The following is a 16,241-nucleotide window of genomic DNA, read 5'->3' on the forward strand; positions in this document are numbered from 1 at the left end:
GTTCCTCATCGGTGCGTGTCCAGGTGCCGCCGGTGCAGCCACTTCGGCAGGCCCGGCGCCTCCAGGAACCCCTCCGCGCGCGCCGACGCGAGGCCGATGCGCGGCAGGTCCGCGCTCTTCTCGAAGAGCAGGAACCGAGGCTCCCAAATGGGACGGTACTTCGCGTTGGCGCGGTAGAGCGACTCGATCTGCCACCAGCGGGAGAAGAAGCTGAGCAGCGACCGCCACAGCCTCAGCACCGGTCCCGCACCCAGGCGCGCGCCGCGTTCGAAGACCGACCGGAACATCGCGAAGTTGAGCGAGACCTGCGTGATGCCGATCTCCCCGGCCCGCCGCAGCAGCTCGATGACCATGAACTCCATCAGCCCGTTGTCGGAGTCCCGGTCCCGCCGCATCAGGTCCAGGGACAGCCCGTGCGGACCCCACGGCACGAACGACAGCAGGGCCCGCAGCCTCCCCTCGCCGTCGGTGCACTCCAGCATCACGCACTGCCCGTCCTCGGGGTCCCCGAGCCGGCCGAGCGCCATGCTGAACCCGCGTTCGGTCGCTCCGTCCCGCCAGTCGTCCGCGCGCTCGACGAGGTGTGCCATCTCGTCCGCGGGGATGTCCGCGTGCCGCCGGATCCGCACCTCGTACCCGGCCCGCTTCACCCGGTTGTACGCCTGCCGGACGGTCCGCATGGCCCGCCCCTCCAGAGTGAACTCGGCAACCTCCACGAGCGCCTCGTCACCCAGCTCCAGCGCGTCCAGACCGTGCCGGGCGTAGATGGTCCCGGCCTCCTCGCTCGTCCCCATCACCGCCGGGATCCAGCCGTGCGCCCGGGCCTCGGCCAGCCACGGCGCGATCGCCCCGGGCCACGCCTCCGGATCCCCGATCGGATCGCCGGAGGCCAGGCTCACCCCGCCGACCACCCGGTAGGCGACGGCCGCCTTCCCGGTCGGCGACCACACCACACTCTTCTCCCGGCGCAGCGCGAAGTAGCCGAGCGAATCCCGGTCACCGTGCCGGTCCAGCAGGGCCCGCAGCCGCTTCTCGTCGTCCTCGGTGAGCGGGTCGACGGCACGGCGGGAGCGGAAGGCGGCGTAGAAGACGGCGAGGACCAGGACCGTACTGAGGACGTTGATGGCCACGTTCGCCCAGTTGGGCGGGTCGATGCCCGGGAAGCGGGACTCCTCCGCGGCCACCGACACCAGCCGCAGGGCGCCGTAGTGCCAGCGCTCCAGGAACGTCGAACGGGCCCCGTCCGGCGCCTGGTTGGTGACCGTCACCAGCAGCCCGGCGAGCAGCGAGGCCACCAGACCGCCGCCGACGGCCACGGTCGCGGCGAGCCGCGGGTTGGACCGGTCACCCTTGGCGTAGAACTCCCGGCGCCCGACCAGCAGCGCGCCCACGAACGCGGCCGTCAGCACCAGCGAGATCCAGTTCTGCGCGTACTGCCGGATCTCCGGGAACGCCATGGCGAAGGCGAACAGGGCCAGGAACAGGCCGCTCAGCACCAGGTTCAGAATCCACGCGGCCCGCTTGCGCCGCCGCATGGTGATCGCAAGGAACGCGGTGAACACGCCCGAGGCGAAACCGGCCGTCAGCAGGTACGGCGTGAAGAAGTTCTCCTGGTTGTGCCGGCGCACGTCCTGGCCGAGCGACACCCAGACGGCGCTGAGGAAGTTGATGAAGGTGACGGCCCGCAGGTACCAGACGGCGAAGGCCGCGGCCCGCGAAGAGGCTGCGCCGCCCGACCGCACCGTGTCACCCGGGCGTCCCGGGCTCGCTTCCTGTTCCGCGGCAATTCGGGCATCTCCCATGAGGGAGGATCATATTGGCCCACCCCGCCGACCGCACCGATCCCACCCCGCACCCGGGCACGACCTCTGTCCGCACGGCGGGGGTGGGCGCGACCTCTGTCCGGCCGGCCGGGACCGGTTACTCCGCCTCCGTGGCCTCTTTCTCGGGGTCCTCGGGGTCCTCGGGTTTCTCGGGGTCCTCGGTCTCCGGCTTCTCGGGGAGCTCCGCCGCCAGTGCCGCCGCGGCGCGGACCAGCGGGAGTGCCAGCAGCGCGCCGACGCCCTCGCCGAGCCTCACACCCTGGTCCAGCAGCGGTTCCAGGGCCATCCGGTCCAGCGCCTTCGCCTGGCCCGGCTCCCCGCTGTCGTGCCCCGCCAGCCACCAGTCCGGCGCCCGGAAGGCGACCCGCTGCGCGACCAGCGCGCACGCGGCGGCCACGACGCCGTCCAGGATCACCGGCAGCTTCCGCACCGCGCACTGCAGCAGGAACCCGGTCATCGCCGCCAGATCCGCCCCGCCCACGGTCGCGAGCAGCTGCAGCTGATCCCCGAGGACCGGCCGCGCCCGCCGCAGCGCGTCCCGGATCGCCGCGCACTTGCGCATCCACGCCAGGTCGTCGATCGCGAACCCGCCCCGCCCGGTCACCACCGACGCGTCGGTCCCGCACAGCGCGGCGACCAGCACCGCCGCCGCCGTCGTCCCGCCCACGCTGATATCGCCGAGCACCACCAGATCGGTCCCCGAGTCGGCCTCCTCGTCGGCGACGGCGACCCCCGCCCGGAACGCCGCCTCGGCATCCTCCGTCGTCAGCGCGTCCTCGATGTCGATGCGACCGCTGCCACGCCGCACCCGGTGGCGTCCGACCTCCTCGGGAAACGCGTCCGGCGCGCAGTCCAGGGCCATGTCCACGACCCGCACGGGCACCTCCTGGCGCCGCGCGAGCACCGACACCGCGCTGCCGCCCTCCAGCACCGCCCGCACCAGCTGCTCCGCGCTGCCCGCCGGCCGTGCGGAGACGCCGAGTCCGGCGACCCCGTGGTCACCGGCGAAGAGCACCACCCGGGGCCGTTCGACCGGCCGTACCGGAACGGCGCCCTGCGCGGCGGCCAGCCACTCGCCCAGCTCGTCGAGGCGCCCGAGCGACCCGGGCGGCACGACCTGGCGCTCCCGCCGAGCCTCGGCGTCACGGCGTACGCCCCCGTCAGGGCGCTCGATCAGATCGGTGAAGTCGTCGAGATTAAGCCTGCTCATTCGCCGAACAGTACCGCCAGCACACGACCGTTTCCGCGCCACACCGCCACCACACCGACATGACGTCGTTGCACCCAAGATCGGGATCCCATACGTTCCGCTTTGCAGCGGAATGTCGCACAGGGAGCCGCCCATGCCGCCCTCGACCCTCACCTCGCCGGTCACCGACCCGTTCTTCCAGGCGCGCCGCGAGGACTGCCCCTGGTGCGGGTCGCTACGACTGCGCACCCGGCTGCGCACGGCGGACCCGCTGCGCCAGCGGTCGGGCACGTTCGTGCTCGACGCGTGCGACGAGTGCGGCCACGCCTTCCAGAACCCCCGCCTCACCGCGGAGGGACTCGCCTTCTACCACCGCGACTTCTACGAACGGCACCTGGAGGAGTTCGCCGCACGCATCCTGTCCGCCCGGTCGGTCCGGCGCCGCCACCGTGCGGCCGCCCGGGCGCTGTCGGCGCTGCCCGATCCGGAGAGCTGGCTGGACGTGGGCACCGGGCACGCCCGGTTCCCCGAGGCCGCGAAGGAGTTCTTCCCGTACACCAGTTTCGACGGTCTCGACGCGACGGCCCGGGTGGCGTGGGCGCTCGTGGAGGGGCGCGTCGAGGAGGCCCACCGGGGTCACCTGAGCACGCCGGGCATGGCCGAGCGGCTGCGCGCCCGCTACGACGTGGTCAGCATGTTCCACCACCTGGAGCACGTGAGCGACCCCCGCGCGGAACTCCGCGCCGCCCTCATCGCGCTGCGCCCCGGCGGACACCTCGTCGTCGAAGTCGCCGACCCGCACAGCGCGTTCGCGAGGCTGCTGGGCAAGTGGTGGCTGCCGTACGGCCAGCCCCGCCACCTCCACCTGATGCCGTTGCCCAACCTCAGGGCGGAGCTGGAGTCGCAGGGCTTCACGATCGTCGTCACGGACCGAAGAGCGCCCCACCTTCCGTACGACCTCACGGCCGCGGTGGCGCTGGTGCTGACCTATGTGCCCCCACTGGCCAGGAGGGCCGCCACCCCGCTCCTTTCGGCAGCCTCGGCCCTCGATCACGCCATGTCGCCCTTCGCCCGCCGCACCGGCCTCTCCAACGCGTACCGCCTGGTCGCCCGCCGGGACGTCTGACCTCGGCCGCCCGCCGTTGGGGCCGCGCTTGGTCCTCGACTGCCGCCGCGTGTCCCTCAGCCCCGCAGCACCAGAGCCTGCCCGGCGACCACCAGGAGCACCTGCTCGCACTCGTTCGCGAACGCCGCGTTCAACCGGCCGAGTTCGTCGCGGTACCGGCGTCCGGACGCCGTGGCAGGCACGATGCCGGAGCCGACCTCGTTGGAGACGGCCACCACCGTGCGGCGGGAGTTGCGCACCGCTTCCGTGAGGTCCCGTACCCGCTCGCGCAGCGCCTTCTCGCCGCCGCCCGCCCACTCCGCGTCGTCCCACGCCCCGACGGAGTCCATGACGTCCGTCAGCCACAGCGACAGGCAGTCGACCAGGAGCGGCGGCCCCTCCTCGGCGAGCAGCGGCACCAGATCGGTCGTCTCCGTCGTACGCCACGACCCCGGCCGGCGTTCCCGGTGCGCGGCCACCCGGGCGGCCCACTCGGTGTCGCCGCCCCGCGTTCCGCCGGTCGCCACGTACAGCACGTCCGGGAAGGACTCCAGCCGTCGCTCGGCCTCCACCGACTTCCCCGAGCGCGCCCCGCCCAGCACCAGCGTCCGGCGCGGCACGTCCGGCACGTCCTCGTACGCCCCGACCACCAGCGTCGTACCGTCCGGCACCGCCCGCGCCCCGGCCGCCGCGAGCCGGCGCCGCAACTCGGCGCCCTGCGGCACGTCGTGGTCGAGATGGACGGCGACGACGTCCGTGGTCGGCCCGACGGCACCGACCGCCCGCAGCCGGGCCGCCGCGTCCGGGCGCCCCACGACGTCGGCGAGGACCATGTGGTACGACTCCGCGGTCCCCTCCTCCAGGCCCGCGGGCGCCCCGCCCGGCGGCAGGTACAGCAGCCGCTGCCCGTCCGGGCCGGTCACCGCGTAGCCGGTGCCGCCCGCGTCCATCGCCACCGCCCGCACACGATGCCCCGTCAGCAGCGCCAACTCCCGCCCGTCCGGCACCCGGACAGGCTGCGGCAGCCCGGCCGGCACCTCCACGGGCGGCCCGTCGTGCGGGTGCGACAGCAGCACCTGCCGCACCCCGCCGAGCGAGTGCCCGGCCCGCGCCGCCGCGAACGCGGCTCCCGGCGTCAGGTCCAGCAGCAACGCCCCGTCCACGAGCAACGCGGTCGCCGCCCGCGCGTCCTCGCCGAGCGCGGTCGCACACACCGCACATGGACAGTCGGGGCGGGGCAGCCCCGCGGGGGCACCGGTACCGAGCAGAGTCACTTCCACGAGATCGATTTTCCCCTGCCCTTGCGAACACCGCTCACCGCGGTCCCCCAGGGGGCGCGGGGCAGTATCGACAGGTGACTTCGCCGCGACGGGGGAGAGGTCGAGAGTGGGGGAGCGACGAGCGCCCGCTCGCCCGCGGACGGGTCACGACCCGAGGCACCTCTAACAGCCGACCCGGCGGAGCGCATACGCTTCGCGCACGAGGTGGATCAAAGGAGGCCCATATGACGGCATGGACGTGGCGGTTCGAGAAGGCCGACGGGACGGAGGTCGAGCCCGCGGTGCAGCCCGAGGAGTTCACCACGCAGGGGGACGCCGAGTCCTGGATCGGCGAGAACTGGAAGGCGCTGCTGGAGGGCGGCGCGGACCAGGTGTTCCTGTCCGAGGACAGCACTCGGATCTACGGCCCGATGAGCCTGCACGCGGACGCGGAGTAGCCCGTCCGGGGCCGCGTGGGGACGGTGAGGGGGCTTTCTCGTCGCCTCTCACTGCTCCTCACTGCTCCTCATTGCTCGCCCAGTGTCACCTCCACCGACCGCGCACGGCCGGCGCGCTCGAAGGTCACCGCCGTCCGCTGACCCGGCTTGTCCCCGGCCAGTGTCTCGGAGAGTGCCGTGGTCGTGGTGATCGTGGTGTGGCCCAGCTTGGTGATGACATCGCCCGGCCGCAGCCCCGCCCCGTCGGCCGGGCCGCCGCTGAGGACATCGACCACGGCGGCCCCGGCCGGCTGGTAGCTCTCGTTCACGACCGTGCGCGCGGTGATGCCGAGCGCGGCACGGCCGGAGTCCACGACCTTGCCGCTGCGGACGATCTGGTCGGCGACCGTCTTCACCATCGAGGAGGGGATGGCGAACCCGATCCCGGGCGCCGCGTTGCCGAGGTCGGGATCGGCGGCGGCGAGCGTGGGGATGCCGATGACCTGCCCCTCGAGGTTGACCAGGGCGCCCCCGCTGTTGCCGGGGTTGATGGCGGCCGACGTCTGCACCATGTTGGCGATGGTGGCGCCCGTTCCGCCGTCCGAGTCGCCCTCGCTGACGGTCCGTCCGGTCGCGGACACGATGCCCTGCGTCACGCTGGAGGACAGTCCGAGCGGCGATCCCATGGCCAGCATGATCTGGCCGACCTCCACCTTCTCGGAGTCCGCGAACACCGCAGGCTTCAGCCCGGCCGGAATCCTGTCCAGCTTGATCACCGCGAGGTCCTGGTCCGGGTAGGAGTAGACCAGACTCGCGCTCAGCGGCTCCTCGCTGTTGGCCGTGGTGACCTGGAAGGTCCTCTCGGAGCCGACCACGTGCGCGTTGGTGATGATGTGGCCCTGGTCGTCGTACACCACCCCGGAGCCGAGGTCGGAGCTCGCCTGGATCTGGACGACCGACGGCAGGACCTCCTTGATGATCTTCTGGTACCGGGCCTGGAGGTCCTCCGCGGTCATCGGCACCGCCGCCCCGGTGGTCGAGCCGTCCCCCAGCGCCGACGACATCGACCCCGTGCAGCCGGAGGCGAGGAAGGCGGCGCAGACGAGCACGGCGACCGGGGCACACCTGGCGAGAGCCCGGGTACGGGAAGCGTCCATGTCCCGAGTCTCACCGCGGGATGGACGTACGAGCCCGCCGGATACGCCCAGAGGGCTTAGCCGCGTACCCCGCACAGATGCAGCAGCGCCGCGACGCCCCGGTACGGGTCCGTGCGGCCCGCCCGCTCCTCGACCGCCAGCAGCGTCTCCAGGTCCTCCGGGACCGGCGTGCCGTCCGCCGCCGTGTCGGTGAAGACCCGCACGCCGTACCAGGCGTGCAGCGGGGCGGCGATGCCGGCGAGGGTGGCGGTCAGGGCCGACAGACGGTCGGCGCGGACGTCCAGGCCCAGGCGGGTGGGGGTCCCCCCGTTCGAGTCGATTCGAGAATGGGGGAGATAGGCGGTGCTGTCGAAGGCGGCCAGTGCGCCCGCCCAGTCCCCGGACAGGCCCGGCCGCATCGCGAGCCCGTCGCCGTTGCGCACCAGCAACGAGAGCAGGCCGCCGGGCGCGAGCATCCGGGCCAGACCCGCCACCAGCGGGTCTGGCTCCGCCACGTACATCAGGACTCCGTGGCACAGCACCACGTCGAAGCTGCCCGGCAGGAAGTGCACACCGGTGTCGCGCCCGTCGCCCTGCACCAGCCGGACCCGCTCGCGGATGCCCTCCGGCTCACCGGCCAGGGCCTCCCGCGCGGCCGCGATCATCGTCGCGTCCTGCTCGACACCGGTCACCTGGTGCCCGAGCCGGGCCAGCCGCAGCGCCTGCGTGCCCTGGCCCATCCCGACGTCGAGCACCCGCAGCCGCTGTCCGACGGGGAACCGCCCGGCTATCTGCTCGTCGAGCTGCCGGGCCACCAGTTCCTGTCGTACGACATCACGCAGCGCGCCCAGCCCGCTCAGCCAGGCGTCGGCCGCACCTCCGGTGAAGGCGTCTGCGCTCAGGGCCGCTCTCCGCGCTTGACCTGGGGCTTCGGCAGGCGGAGCCGACGCATCTGGAGCGAGCGCATCAGGGCGTAGGCGACGGCGCCCCGGCGGCTCTGGTCGGGGAAGCGCTCGGCCAGCCGCTTCTTCAGCCGGAAGCCGCTGAAGGCCGCGTCGACCACGATCAGCACGATCACGACCAGCCACAGCAGCAGCGCGATGCTCTGGATGGAGGGCACCTGGACCACGCTGAGGACGAGGATCACGATGGCCAGCGGCAGGAAGAACTCCGCCACGTTGAAGCGCGAGTCCACCCAGTCGCGGGCGAGCTTGCGGACCGGACCCTTGTCGCGGGCCGGGAGATAGCGCTCGTCGCCGGTGGCCAGGGCCTGGCGTTGCCGCTCCAGCGCCTGGCGACGATCCTCGCGCTGACGCTTCGCGGCGTCCTTGCGGGTCGTCGGCGTGTTGGCGACGCTGCGGCGCTGGGACTGGGCCTCACTGCGTTTGGGCGTGGGCCTGCCCTTGGGGGCCTGCGGGTCACGGGTCTGCTTGGAGTCGGTCACCGCCGCCTTGTCGGCGCGGCCCTTCTCGTCCTTGGCACGGCTACGGAACACAAAACCCAAGCGTACGGGGTTCACCGGCATGGACCCCAGCCCGCCGGGGAACGATCCGGCAACACCGGACGTCTGTAGGGGGACAGAGGGGACGTTGCAGACGCTTCACCCGGCGGTCACCGAGAGGTCCCGGGGGACCCACCCCGAGGTCCACCTACTCCTCACGCCGGATCAGTACAGTCCGCAGTCGTCCTTGGGGATGAGCGCATCACTCCCCGAACGGTGCGGTAATGGATGCAGGGCCCGTACTGTGGGTTCTGTCGCAGGATCTGTGAGCTGGAGTCCGTCAGAAGGGGGCGCGCGAAGCCCATGAGCGGTGTCATGAAGCGTATGGGGATGATCTTCCGCGCGAAGGCGAACAAGGCCCTGGACAGGGCCGAGGACCCGCGCGAGACCCTCGATTACTCGTACCAGAAGCAGCTGGAGCTGCTGCAGAAGGTGCGCCGCGGTGTCGCCGACGTGGCGACCAGCCGCAAGCGCCTGGAGCTCCAGCTCAACCAGTTGCAGCAGCAGTCGACCAAGCTGGAGGACCAGGGCCGCAAGGCGCTCGCCCTCGGCCGCGAGGACCTGGCCCGCGAGGCGCTGTCCCGCCGCGCCGCCCTCCACCAGCAGGTCACGGACCTCGAGACCCAGCACACGACGCTGCAGGGCGAGGAGGAGAAGCTCACCCTCGCGGCCCAGCGACTGCAGGCCAAGGTGGACGCCTTCCGCACGAAGAAGGAGACCATCAAGGCCACCTACACCGCCGCCCAGGCCCAGACCCGCATCGGCGAGGCCTTCTCCGGCATCTCCGAGGAGATGGGCGACGTCGGCCTGGCCATCCAGCGCGCCGAGGACAAGACCGCCCAGCTGCAGGCCCGGGCCGGCGCCATCGACGAGCTGCTCGCCTCCGGCGCCCTGGACGACCCGACCGGCATGGCCAAGGACGACATCGCCGCCGAGCTCGACCGCATCTCCGGTGGTACGGATGTGGAGCTGGAACTGCAGCGCATGAAGGCCGAGCTGGCCGGGGGAGCCCCGCAGCAGGCCATCGAGGGCGGCACCGGCCAGGCGCAGCCCCAGCAGCAGCCGCAGGACACCCCGCGCTTCGACAAGCAGTAGTCCGGCGCCGGGACCCGAGCCGAGGAGGCCGACGTGATCGTACGGATCATGGGGGAGGGCCAGGTGAAGTTGGCGGACTCCCACTTCGCCGAGCTGAACAAGCTGGACGACGAGCTCCTGCGGGAGATGGAGAGCGGCGACGAGGAGGCCTTCCGTCGCACGCTCGGCACCCTTCTCGACGCCGTCCGCCGGTTCGGCACGCCCCTGCCGGACGACGCGCTGGAACCCTCCGAGCTGATTCTCCCGGCCTCCGACGCGACGCTGGCGGAGGTCCGGGAGATGCTCGGCGACGACGGGCTGATCCCGGGCTGAGCATGCCTCCGGCCCGGCCCGACCCGGGGCGGCGGCAGCGGGAGAGCGCCGTTCGTCCGGGGGCACGTTCCCGGGTGCGGGTGCGATGCGGCTGATCGCGCCCGCGCGGCGGAGCCGCATATCGATACGGCCCCGCGCCCCTGGGAAGTTGCCGTGCCCCGCGCCGATGAGCGAGCCCGCGTCAGCGGCAGTGCCGGGCTCCGGGCGGCAGCGGGAGAGCGCCGTTCGTCTGCGGGAGCGTTCCCGGGTGCAGGTGCGTTCCCCGGCTACGGGTGCGGTCGCGCACGCGCGGCGGAGCCGCAATTCGGCACACCCCCGCGCCCCTGGGAGCCGCTGTGCCCGGCGTCGGTGAGTAGCCCGCGTCGGCAGCAGTACAGGGCTCCAGGCGGCAGACCCGCGTTGCAGGGACCCGTACTGTTCTTGGGGTGAGCACTCTCGAACGCGCCCGGTGCAGCCTCAGGGCGCACCCTCTCGCGCTGGACGCGGCCATCGCCGCGGTGGTGCTGCTGTGCATGATCGCGGGGTCGTTCGTCGCGCCCGACGGGGAGCACGGGATGTCCTGGGGTGCCCGTACGCCGGATCCGTTGAGCCTGGTCCTGATGGTGCTCGGCGCGGCCGCGCTCGTGATGCGACGGCGCGCTCCGAAGGCGGTGCTCGCCGTCACCGGGGCGCTGTCGGTGGTCGAGAGCGTCACCGGTGATCCGCGTGCCCCTGTCGCCATGGCCGCGGTGATCGCCCTCTACACCGTCGCCTCCACCACGGACCGCACCACCACCTGGCGCGTCGGCCTGCTCACCATGACCGTGCTGACCGCCGCCGCCATGCTCGCCGGACCGCTGCCCTGGTACGCGCAGGAGAACCTCGCCATCGTCGCCTGGACCGGCATCGGCGCCACCGCCGGGGACGCCGTACGCAGTCGGCGCGCGTTCATCCAGGCCATCCGGGAACGCGCCGAACGCGCCGAGCGCACCCGCGAGGAGGAGGCGCGCCGCCGCGTCGCCGAGGAGCGGCTGCGCATCGCCCGCGACCTGCACGACGTCGTCGCCCACCACATCGCCCTGGTCAACGTGCAGGCCGGCGTCGCCGCGCACGTCATGGACAAACGGCCCGACCAGGCCAAGGAGGCCCTCGGGCACGTCCGCGAGGCCAGCCGCTCCGCGCTCAACGAGCTGCGCGCCACCGTCGGCCTGCTGCGGCAGTCCGACGATCCGGAGGCTCCGACCGAGCCCGCTCCGGGCCTGAGCCGGCTGGAGGAACTCGCCGGCACGTTCCGCAACGCCGGGCTGCCCGTCGAGGTGGCCCGCGCCGACCCGGACACCGCGCTGCCCGCCGCCGTCGACCTCGCCGCCTACCGGATCATCCAGGAGGCCCTCACCAACGCGCAGAAGCACGCGGGGCCGGGTGCCAGGGCCGAGGTCAGCGTCGTACGCGTGGGATCGAACATCGAGGTCACCGTGCTCGACGACGGCTCCGAGGACTCCGCCCCGCCCGCGGCCGGCGGCGGACACGGACTGCTCGGCATGCGTGAGCGGGTCAGCGCCCTCGGCGGCACCCTGACCACCGGCCCCCGCTACGGCCGGGGTTTCCGCGTCCATGCGATCCTGCCCGTCAAGACCCGCATGACGGCCCAGGGGGAGCCCGTATGACGATCCGTGTCCTGCTCGCCGACGACCAGGCACTGCTGCGCAGCGCGTTCCGCGTGCTCGTCGAGTCCGAGCCCGACATGGCCGTGGTGGGGGAGGCCTCCGACGGCGCCGAGGCGGTCCGGCTGGCCAAGGAGCAGAACGCCGACGTCGTCCTCATGGACATCCGGATGCCCGGCACCGACGGCCTCGCCGCCACCCGCGAGATCTGCTCCGACCCCGCCCTCGCGCACGTCCGCGTGGTCATCCTGACCACCTTCGAGGTCGACGACTACGTCGTCCAGGCCCTGCGCGCCGGCGCCTCCGGCTTCCTCGGCAAGGGCAGCGAGCCCGAGGAGCTCCTGAACGCCATCCGCCTCGCCGCCGGCGGCGAGGCCCTGCTGTCCCCGGCCGCCACCAAGGGCCTGATCTCCCGCTTCCTCGCCCAGGGCGGCGCCGCCGGCGGCGACCCCGACCCCGCCCGCCTCGAACGCCTCGACGCCCTCACCGGACGGGAGCGGGAGGTGCTCGTCCAGGTCGCGGGCGGCCACTCCAACGACGAGATCGCCGAACGCCTCGAGGTCAGCCCGCTCACGGTGAAGACGCACGTCAACCGTGCCATGGCCAAGCTGGGAGCCCGGGACCGCGCCCAGCTCGTCGTCATCGCGTACGAGTCCGGTCTGGTCCGTCCGAGGATGGAGTGAACTCCACCCGGCGTACTGCGCCGGGAGTAGGCGGCGGATAAGGAAATGGACCTGGGAGCTACAGAACGGGCCCCCACCATGGCTCAGGGTGTGAGGTGGGCGCGCACCTGCGTCCCGCCGAGCTTCTGCCGCTCACAGAAGAGAGATCCTTAACCCATGTCCTGGCTGTCCCGATTCAGCCTCGCGCAGCGGGCCCTGATCGGCCTGATGTCCCTCATCGCGCTGGTCTTCGGACTGATCGCGATACCCCAGCTCAAACAACAACTGCTGCCCACCATCGAACTGCCCGTGGTCTCGGTGATCGCGCCGTACCAGGGTGCCTCTCCCGACGTCGTCGAGAAGCAGGTCGTCGAGCCCATCGAGGACAACCTCCAGGCGGTCGACGGCATCACCGGTGTCACCTCCACCGCCAGTGAGGGCAACGCCCTGATCATGGCGTCCTTCGACTACGGCAATGACACCAAGCGGCTCGTCACCGATGTCCAGCAGGCCGTCAACCGGGCCCGTGCCCAGTTGCCGAACGACGTCGACCCGCAGGTCGTCTCGGGCTCCACGGACGACATCCCGACCGTCGTCCTCGCCGTCACGTCCGGCAAGGACCAGCAGGCGCTCTCCGACCGGCTCGACAAGACGGTCGTCCCCACCCTGAAGGACATCGACGGCGTCGGCCGGGTCCAGGTCATGGGCGTCCGCGACCTCCAGGTCGCCGTCACGCCGAACGACGCGAAGCTCGCCAAGGCCGGACTCACCCCCGTCTCCCTCGGCCAGGCCCTGCAGGCCGGCGGCGCGACCGTCCCGGCCGGTTCCTTCGACGAGGACGGCGCCAACCGCACCGTCCAGGTCGGCGGCGGCTTCACCTCGCTGAAGCAGATCCAGGACCTCATGGTCACCGGCGAGGGCGTGAAGAAGCCCGTCCGCCTCGGCGACGTGGCCACCGTCAAGCAGCAGCCGGCCCCGGCCGACTCCATCACCCGCACCGACGGCCGGCCCAGCCTCGCCGTCGCCGTCACCATGGACCACGACGGCAGCGCGGTCGGCATCTCGAGCGCGGTCAAGGACAAGCTGCCCGGCCTGCGCACCGACCTCGGCTCCGACGCCAGGATCACGGTCGTCAGCGACCAGGGCCCGGCGGTGTCCAAGTCCATCAAGGGCCTGACCACCGAGGGCGCGCTCGGCCTGCTCTTCGCGGTCCTGATCATCCTGGTCTTCCTCGCGTCGATCCGCTCGACGCTGGTCACCGCGGTGTCCATCCCGCTGTCCGTCGTCCTCGCGCTCATCGTGCTGTGGACCCGGGACCTGTCCCTGAACATGCTCACCCTGGGCGCGCTGACCATCGCCATCGGCCGGGTCGTCGACGACTCGATCGTGGTCCTGGAGAACATCAAGCGGCACCTCGGCTACGGCGAGGAGCGCAAGGAGGCGATCCTCGGCGCGGTCCGCGAGGTGGCCGGCGCGGTCACCTCCTCCACCCTCACCACGGTCGCCGTGTTCCTGCCGATCGGTCTGGTCGGCGGCATGGTGGGCGCCCTGTTCGGCTCCTTCAGCATCACCGTCACGGCGGCCCTGCTCGCCTCGCTCCTGGTGTCGCTGACGGTGGTGCCGGTCCTGTCGTACTGGTTCCTGCGCGCCCCGAAGGGCACCCCCGAGGACGCCGAGGAGGCCCGCCGCAGGGCCGAGGAGAAGGAGGCGAACAGCCGTCTCCAGCGCCTCTACGTCCCCGTCCTGCGCTTCGCCACCCGCCGCCGCGTCACCAGCGTGCTGATCGCGGTGGTCGTGCTCGTCGGCACGTTCGGCATGTCCGGTCTGCTGAAGACGAACTTCTTCGACCAGGGCGAGCAGGAAGTCCTCACCGTCAAGCAGCAGCTGAAGCCCGGCACCAGCCTCTCGGCCACCGACGCCCAGGCCCGCAAGGTCGAGGACCTGCTCGCCACGACCAAGGGCGTCAAGGACTACCAGGTCACCATCGGCTCCTCCGGCTTCCTGGCGGCCTTCGGCGGCGGCACGGACAGCAACCAGGCCTCGTACCAGATCATGCTGGAGGGCTCCGCGTCCTCCGGTGACGTGCAGAAGCACCTCGAGGACGGGCTGAAGAAGCTCCAGGGCATCGGCACGACCACCGTGTCCGCCGGTGACGGCTTCGGCAACCAGGACCTCAGCGTCGTGGTGAAGGCCGCCGACGCGCAGTCCCTGCGCACGGCCTCCGAGCAGGTCCGCGGCGCCGTGGCCGGCCTCGACCACGTCACCGACGTCACCAGCGACCTCTCCCAGAGCGTGCCGCGGATCTCGGTCAAGGCGGGCGCCAAGGCGGCCGCCGCCGGCTTCGACGACCAGAAGCTGGGCGCCGCGGTCGCCCAGGCCGTGCGCGGTACGACGGCTGCCAAGGCGGTCCTCGACGACACCGAGCGCGACGTCGTCGTGAAGTCCGCCAAGCCGGCCACCACCCTGGCCCAGCTGAAGAACCTGCGCCTCGGCCCGGTGAAGCTCGGTGACATCGCCTCGGTGAAGCTGGTCGACGGCCCGGTGTCGATGACCCGTATCGACGGGCAGCGCGCCGCCACCATCAAGGCCCGGCCGACCGGCGACAACACCGGCGCGGTCAGCACCAAGCTGCAGGCGAAGATCAAGGCCCTGAAGCTCCCGGCGGGCGCCACGGCCTCGATCGGCGGCGTCAGCTCGGACCAGGACGACGCGTTCAAGAACCTGGGCCTGGCCATGCTCGCGGCCATCGCGATCGTGTTCATGCTGCTGGTGGCGACGTTCCGCTCGCTGGCCCAGCCGCTGATCCTGCTGGTGTCCATCCCGTTCGCGGCGACCGGCGCGATCGGTCTCCTCGTGGCCACCGGCACCCCGATGGGCGTCCCGGCGATGATCGGCATGCTGATGCTGATCGGCATCGTGGTGACCAACGCGATCGTGCTGATCGACCTGATCAACCAGTACCGCAGGCAGGGCTACGGCATCGTCGAGGCCGTGGTGGAGGGTGGCCGCCACCGTCTCCGCCCGATCCTCATGACGGCCCTGGCGACGATCTTCGCCCTCCTCCCGATGGCCCTCGGGGTCACCGGCGAGGGCGGCTTCATCGCCCAGCCCCTCGCGGTCGTGGTGATCGGCGGTCTCATCACGTCGACCCTGCTGACCCTGCTCCTCGTCCCGACGCTCTACGCGATGCTGGAGCTCCGCAAGGAGCGCCGCGCGAAGAGGAAGGCGGCGAAGCGGGCGAAGAAGGAGGGCCTGCCCGCCCAGACCGGTGCCGACGCCGAGTCCGGCGAACCGGAGCCCGCACAGGTCTGACGGCCGTGAACACAGCGAAGGGGCGCCCCGTGACTCACGGGGCGCCCCTTCCGTATTGCCGCTGCCGGGACACGGACGCTCAGCCGCCGGTGGCGCCGGCGCCGTCCGAGCCCCCCGAGCCGTCGGAGGACGCGGCCGGGCCGGGCAGCGCGCCGGAACACGTGGCGCGCCCGAACCTGCCCGAGGCGGTGGCGCCCTGCACGTACGTGCCGCGCACCGTGAGGCTGCAGTGGGCCTGGCCGCCCTTCTCGCCGAGAACGACGCTGACGACGGGGTCCTGACCGAGCGGCACGTCGACCGTCGTACGCCAGGGCAGCCGCGCGGCACGAACGGTGACGGCCTGCCCCTTCTCGCTGCGGGCCTGGTACGTGATGTCGGCGGTGCCGCTGCCGGTCACCTCGTAGACCACGGAGGCGGTGGGGGCGTGCCGCCGATCGCCGTCGTCCACGGCGCTGTCGAGCACGCCGTAGAGGACGAGCCCGGTGCACGCCGCCAGCAGGGCGGCGCCGACGAGGAATCCGGTGCGATCGGGGCGGGACGCGCGCGTCGGCTCATCGGGTGCGGAGGGTGCGGAGGGTGCGGAGGGTGCGGAGGGTGCGGAGGACGGGGAGGGCGCGGAATTCTCGTCGGCATTCTCGCCGACCGCCTTGGTGTCGGCGGCGTCCGCCGTCGTTTCCCGCTCTTCAGCGCCCATGAAAAGTCCCTTTTGAATCGGTCGCTCGGATTTCGCGCGCACCTGCCGGAATTCCCGGATCCGGGCTCTTATA

At 72.2% G+C, this 16,241-nt stretch carries 14 protein-coding genes; 7 read left to right on the plus strand and 7 right to left on the minus strand.

Translation table 11 applies throughout. The annotated features are described in order from the left end of the window. Nucleotides 1-5 precede the first annotated feature (5 nt). Together ACWD5D_RS40605 and cobT are read right to left on the minus strand one after the other, a co-directional pair. Entirely contained in the window at nt 6-1,802 is a 1,797-nt protein-coding gene (locus tag ACWD5D_RS40605) for a phosphatidylglycerol lysyltransferase domain-containing protein (RefSeq protein WP_451377777.1), read from the minus strand. A gap of 118 nt (nt 1,803-1,920) precedes the next feature. Further along, entirely contained in the window at nt 1,921-3,033 is a 1,113-nt protein-coding gene (gene cobT / locus ACWD5D_RS40610) for a nicotinate-nucleotide--dimethylbenzimidazole phosphoribosyltransferase (RefSeq protein ID WP_451377778.1), read from the minus strand. A 133-nt stretch (nt 3,034-3,166) separates the two neighbouring features. On the opposite strand from cobT, the gene ACWD5D_RS40615 reads away from it, so the two are divergent. Further along, nucleotides 3,167-4,138 (plus strand): class I SAM-dependent methyltransferase, encoded by a 972-nt coding sequence (locus ACWD5D_RS40615; RefSeq protein ID WP_451377779.1) that lies wholly within the window; start codon nt 3,167-3,169, stop codon nt 4,136-4,138. A 56-nt stretch (nt 4,139-4,194) separates the two neighbouring features. Here ACWD5D_RS40615 and ACWD5D_RS40620 read toward each other — a convergent pair whose 3' ends face one another. Next, complete coding sequence (locus ACWD5D_RS40620; protein WP_451377780.1) at nt 4,195-5,397, minus strand: bifunctional adenosylcobinamide kinase/adenosylcobinamide-phosphate guanylyltransferase; 1,203 nt, start codon at nt 5,395-5,397, stop codon at nt 4,195-4,197. Between the two features lie 224 nt (nt 5,398-5,621). On the opposite strand from ACWD5D_RS40620, the gene ACWD5D_RS40625 reads away from it, so the two are divergent. After that, nucleotides 5,622-5,834, plus strand: a complete 213-nt coding sequence (locus tag ACWD5D_RS40625; RefSeq protein WP_451377781.1) for a hypothetical protein — start codon at nt 5,622-5,624, stop codon at nt 5,832-5,834. A 68-nt stretch (nt 5,835-5,902) separates the two neighbouring features. Here ACWD5D_RS40625 and ACWD5D_RS40630 read toward each other — a convergent pair whose 3' ends face one another. The 3 genes from ACWD5D_RS40630 to ACWD5D_RS40640 all read right to left on the minus strand — a co-directional run bounded on the left by ACWD5D_RS40630 (nt 5,903) and on the right by ACWD5D_RS40640 (nt 8,474). After that, the gene (locus ACWD5D_RS40630) at nt 5,903-6,970 is read right to left on the minus strand and encodes a S1C family serine protease (protein ID WP_451377782.1); all 1,068 of its coding nucleotides are present in this window, start codon (nt 6,968-6,970) and stop codon (nt 5,903-5,905) included. 56 nt (nt 6,971-7,026) lie between these two features. After that, nucleotides 7,027-7,764 carry a class I SAM-dependent methyltransferase gene (locus ACWD5D_RS40635; RefSeq protein ID WP_451377783.1) on the minus strand — a complete coding sequence of 246 codons (738 nt, stop codon included), beginning with the start codon at nt 7,762-7,764 and terminating at the stop codon, nt 7,027-7,029. An 83-nt stretch (nt 7,765-7,847) separates the two neighbouring features. Continuing rightward, nucleotides 7,848-8,474, minus strand: coding sequence for a DUF3043 domain-containing protein (locus ACWD5D_RS40640; protein WP_451377784.1), 627 nt, complete (start codon nt 8,472-8,474; stop codon nt 7,848-7,850). Nucleotides 8,475-8,753: 279 nt separating this feature from the next. On the opposite strand from ACWD5D_RS40640, the gene ACWD5D_RS40645 reads away from it, so the two are divergent. The 5 genes from ACWD5D_RS40645 (at nt 8,754) to ACWD5D_RS40665 (ending at nt 15,474) form a co-directional block, all read left to right on the plus strand. Continuing rightward, nucleotides 8,754-9,545, plus strand: a complete 792-nt coding sequence (locus ACWD5D_RS40645; protein ID WP_451377785.1) for a PspA/IM30 family protein — start codon at nt 8,754-8,756, stop codon at nt 9,543-9,545. A 33-nt stretch (nt 9,546-9,578) separates the two neighbouring features. Continuing rightward, nucleotides 9,579-9,857, plus strand: coding sequence for a PspA-associated protein PspAA (pspAA, locus tag ACWD5D_RS40650; protein ID WP_451377786.1), 279 nt, complete (start codon nt 9,579-9,581; stop codon nt 9,855-9,857). Nucleotides 9,858-10,282: 425 nt separating this feature from the next. Beyond that, complete coding sequence (locus ACWD5D_RS40655) at nt 10,283-11,503, plus strand: sensor histidine kinase (RefSeq protein ID WP_451377787.1); 1,221 nt, start codon at nt 10,283-10,285, stop codon at nt 11,501-11,503. After that, nucleotides 11,500-12,183 carry a response regulator gene (locus ACWD5D_RS40660; protein WP_451377788.1) on the plus strand — a complete coding sequence of 228 codons (684 nt, stop codon included), beginning with the start codon at nt 11,500-11,502 and terminating at the stop codon, nt 12,181-12,183. The genes ACWD5D_RS40655 and ACWD5D_RS40660 overlap by 4 nt, the downstream gene beginning before the upstream one ends. Nucleotides 12,184-12,339: 156 nt before the next feature. After that, on the plus strand, nt 12,340-15,474 hold the full coding sequence (locus ACWD5D_RS40665) for an efflux RND transporter permease subunit (protein WP_451377789.1): 3,135 nt from the start codon (nt 12,340-12,342) through the stop codon (nt 15,472-15,474). 79 nt (nt 15,475-15,553) lie between these two features. Here ACWD5D_RS40665 and ACWD5D_RS40670 read toward each other — a convergent pair whose 3' ends face one another. Beyond that, a complete protein-coding gene (locus ACWD5D_RS40670) occupies nt 15,554-16,168 on the minus strand; it encodes a hypothetical protein (protein WP_451377790.1) in 615 nt (204 codons plus the stop codon). Nucleotides 16,169-16,241: the final 73 nt, after the last annotated feature.

It is taken from the genome of Streptomyces sp. NPDC002520 (assembly GCF_053595235.1).

Bases quoted from the DNA above. Each gene is read 5' to 3' on its own strand.
- ACWD5D_RS40605 (WP_451377777.1), bottom strand. From the start codon at position 1,802: ATGGGAGATGCCCGAATTGCCGCGGAACAGGAAGCGAGCCCGGGACGC.
- cobT (WP_451377778.1), bottom strand. From the start codon at position 3,033: ATGAGCAGGCTTAATCTCGACGACTTCACCGATCTGATCGAGCGCCCT.
- ACWD5D_RS40615 (WP_451377779.1), top strand. From the start codon at position 3,167: ATGCCGCCCTCGACCCTCACCTCGCCGGTCACCGACCCGTTCTTCCAG.
- ACWD5D_RS40625 (WP_451377781.1), top strand. From the start codon at position 5,622: ATGACGGCATGGACGTGGCGGTTCGAGAAGGCCGACGGGACGGAGGTC.
- ACWD5D_RS40630 (WP_451377782.1), bottom strand. From the start codon at position 6,970: ATGGACGCTTCCCGTACCCGGGCTCTCGCCAGGTGTGCCCCGGTCGCC.
- ACWD5D_RS40640 (WP_451377784.1), bottom strand. From the start codon at position 8,474: ATGCCGGTGAACCCCGTACGCTTGGGTTTTGTGTTCCGTAGCCGTGCC.
- ACWD5D_RS40645 (WP_451377785.1), top strand. From the start codon at position 8,754: ATGAGCGGTGTCATGAAGCGTATGGGGATGATCTTCCGCGCGAAGGCG.
- ACWD5D_RS40660 (WP_451377788.1), top strand. From the start codon at position 11,500: ATGACGATCCGTGTCCTGCTCGCCGACGACCAGGCACTGCTGCGCAGC.
- ACWD5D_RS40665 (WP_451377789.1), top strand. From the start codon at position 12,340: ATGTCCTGGCTGTCCCGATTCAGCCTCGCGCAGCGGGCCCTGATCGGC.
- ACWD5D_RS40670 (WP_451377790.1), bottom strand. From the start codon at position 16,168: ATGGGCGCTGAAGAGCGGGAAACGACGGCGGACGCCGCCGACACCAAG.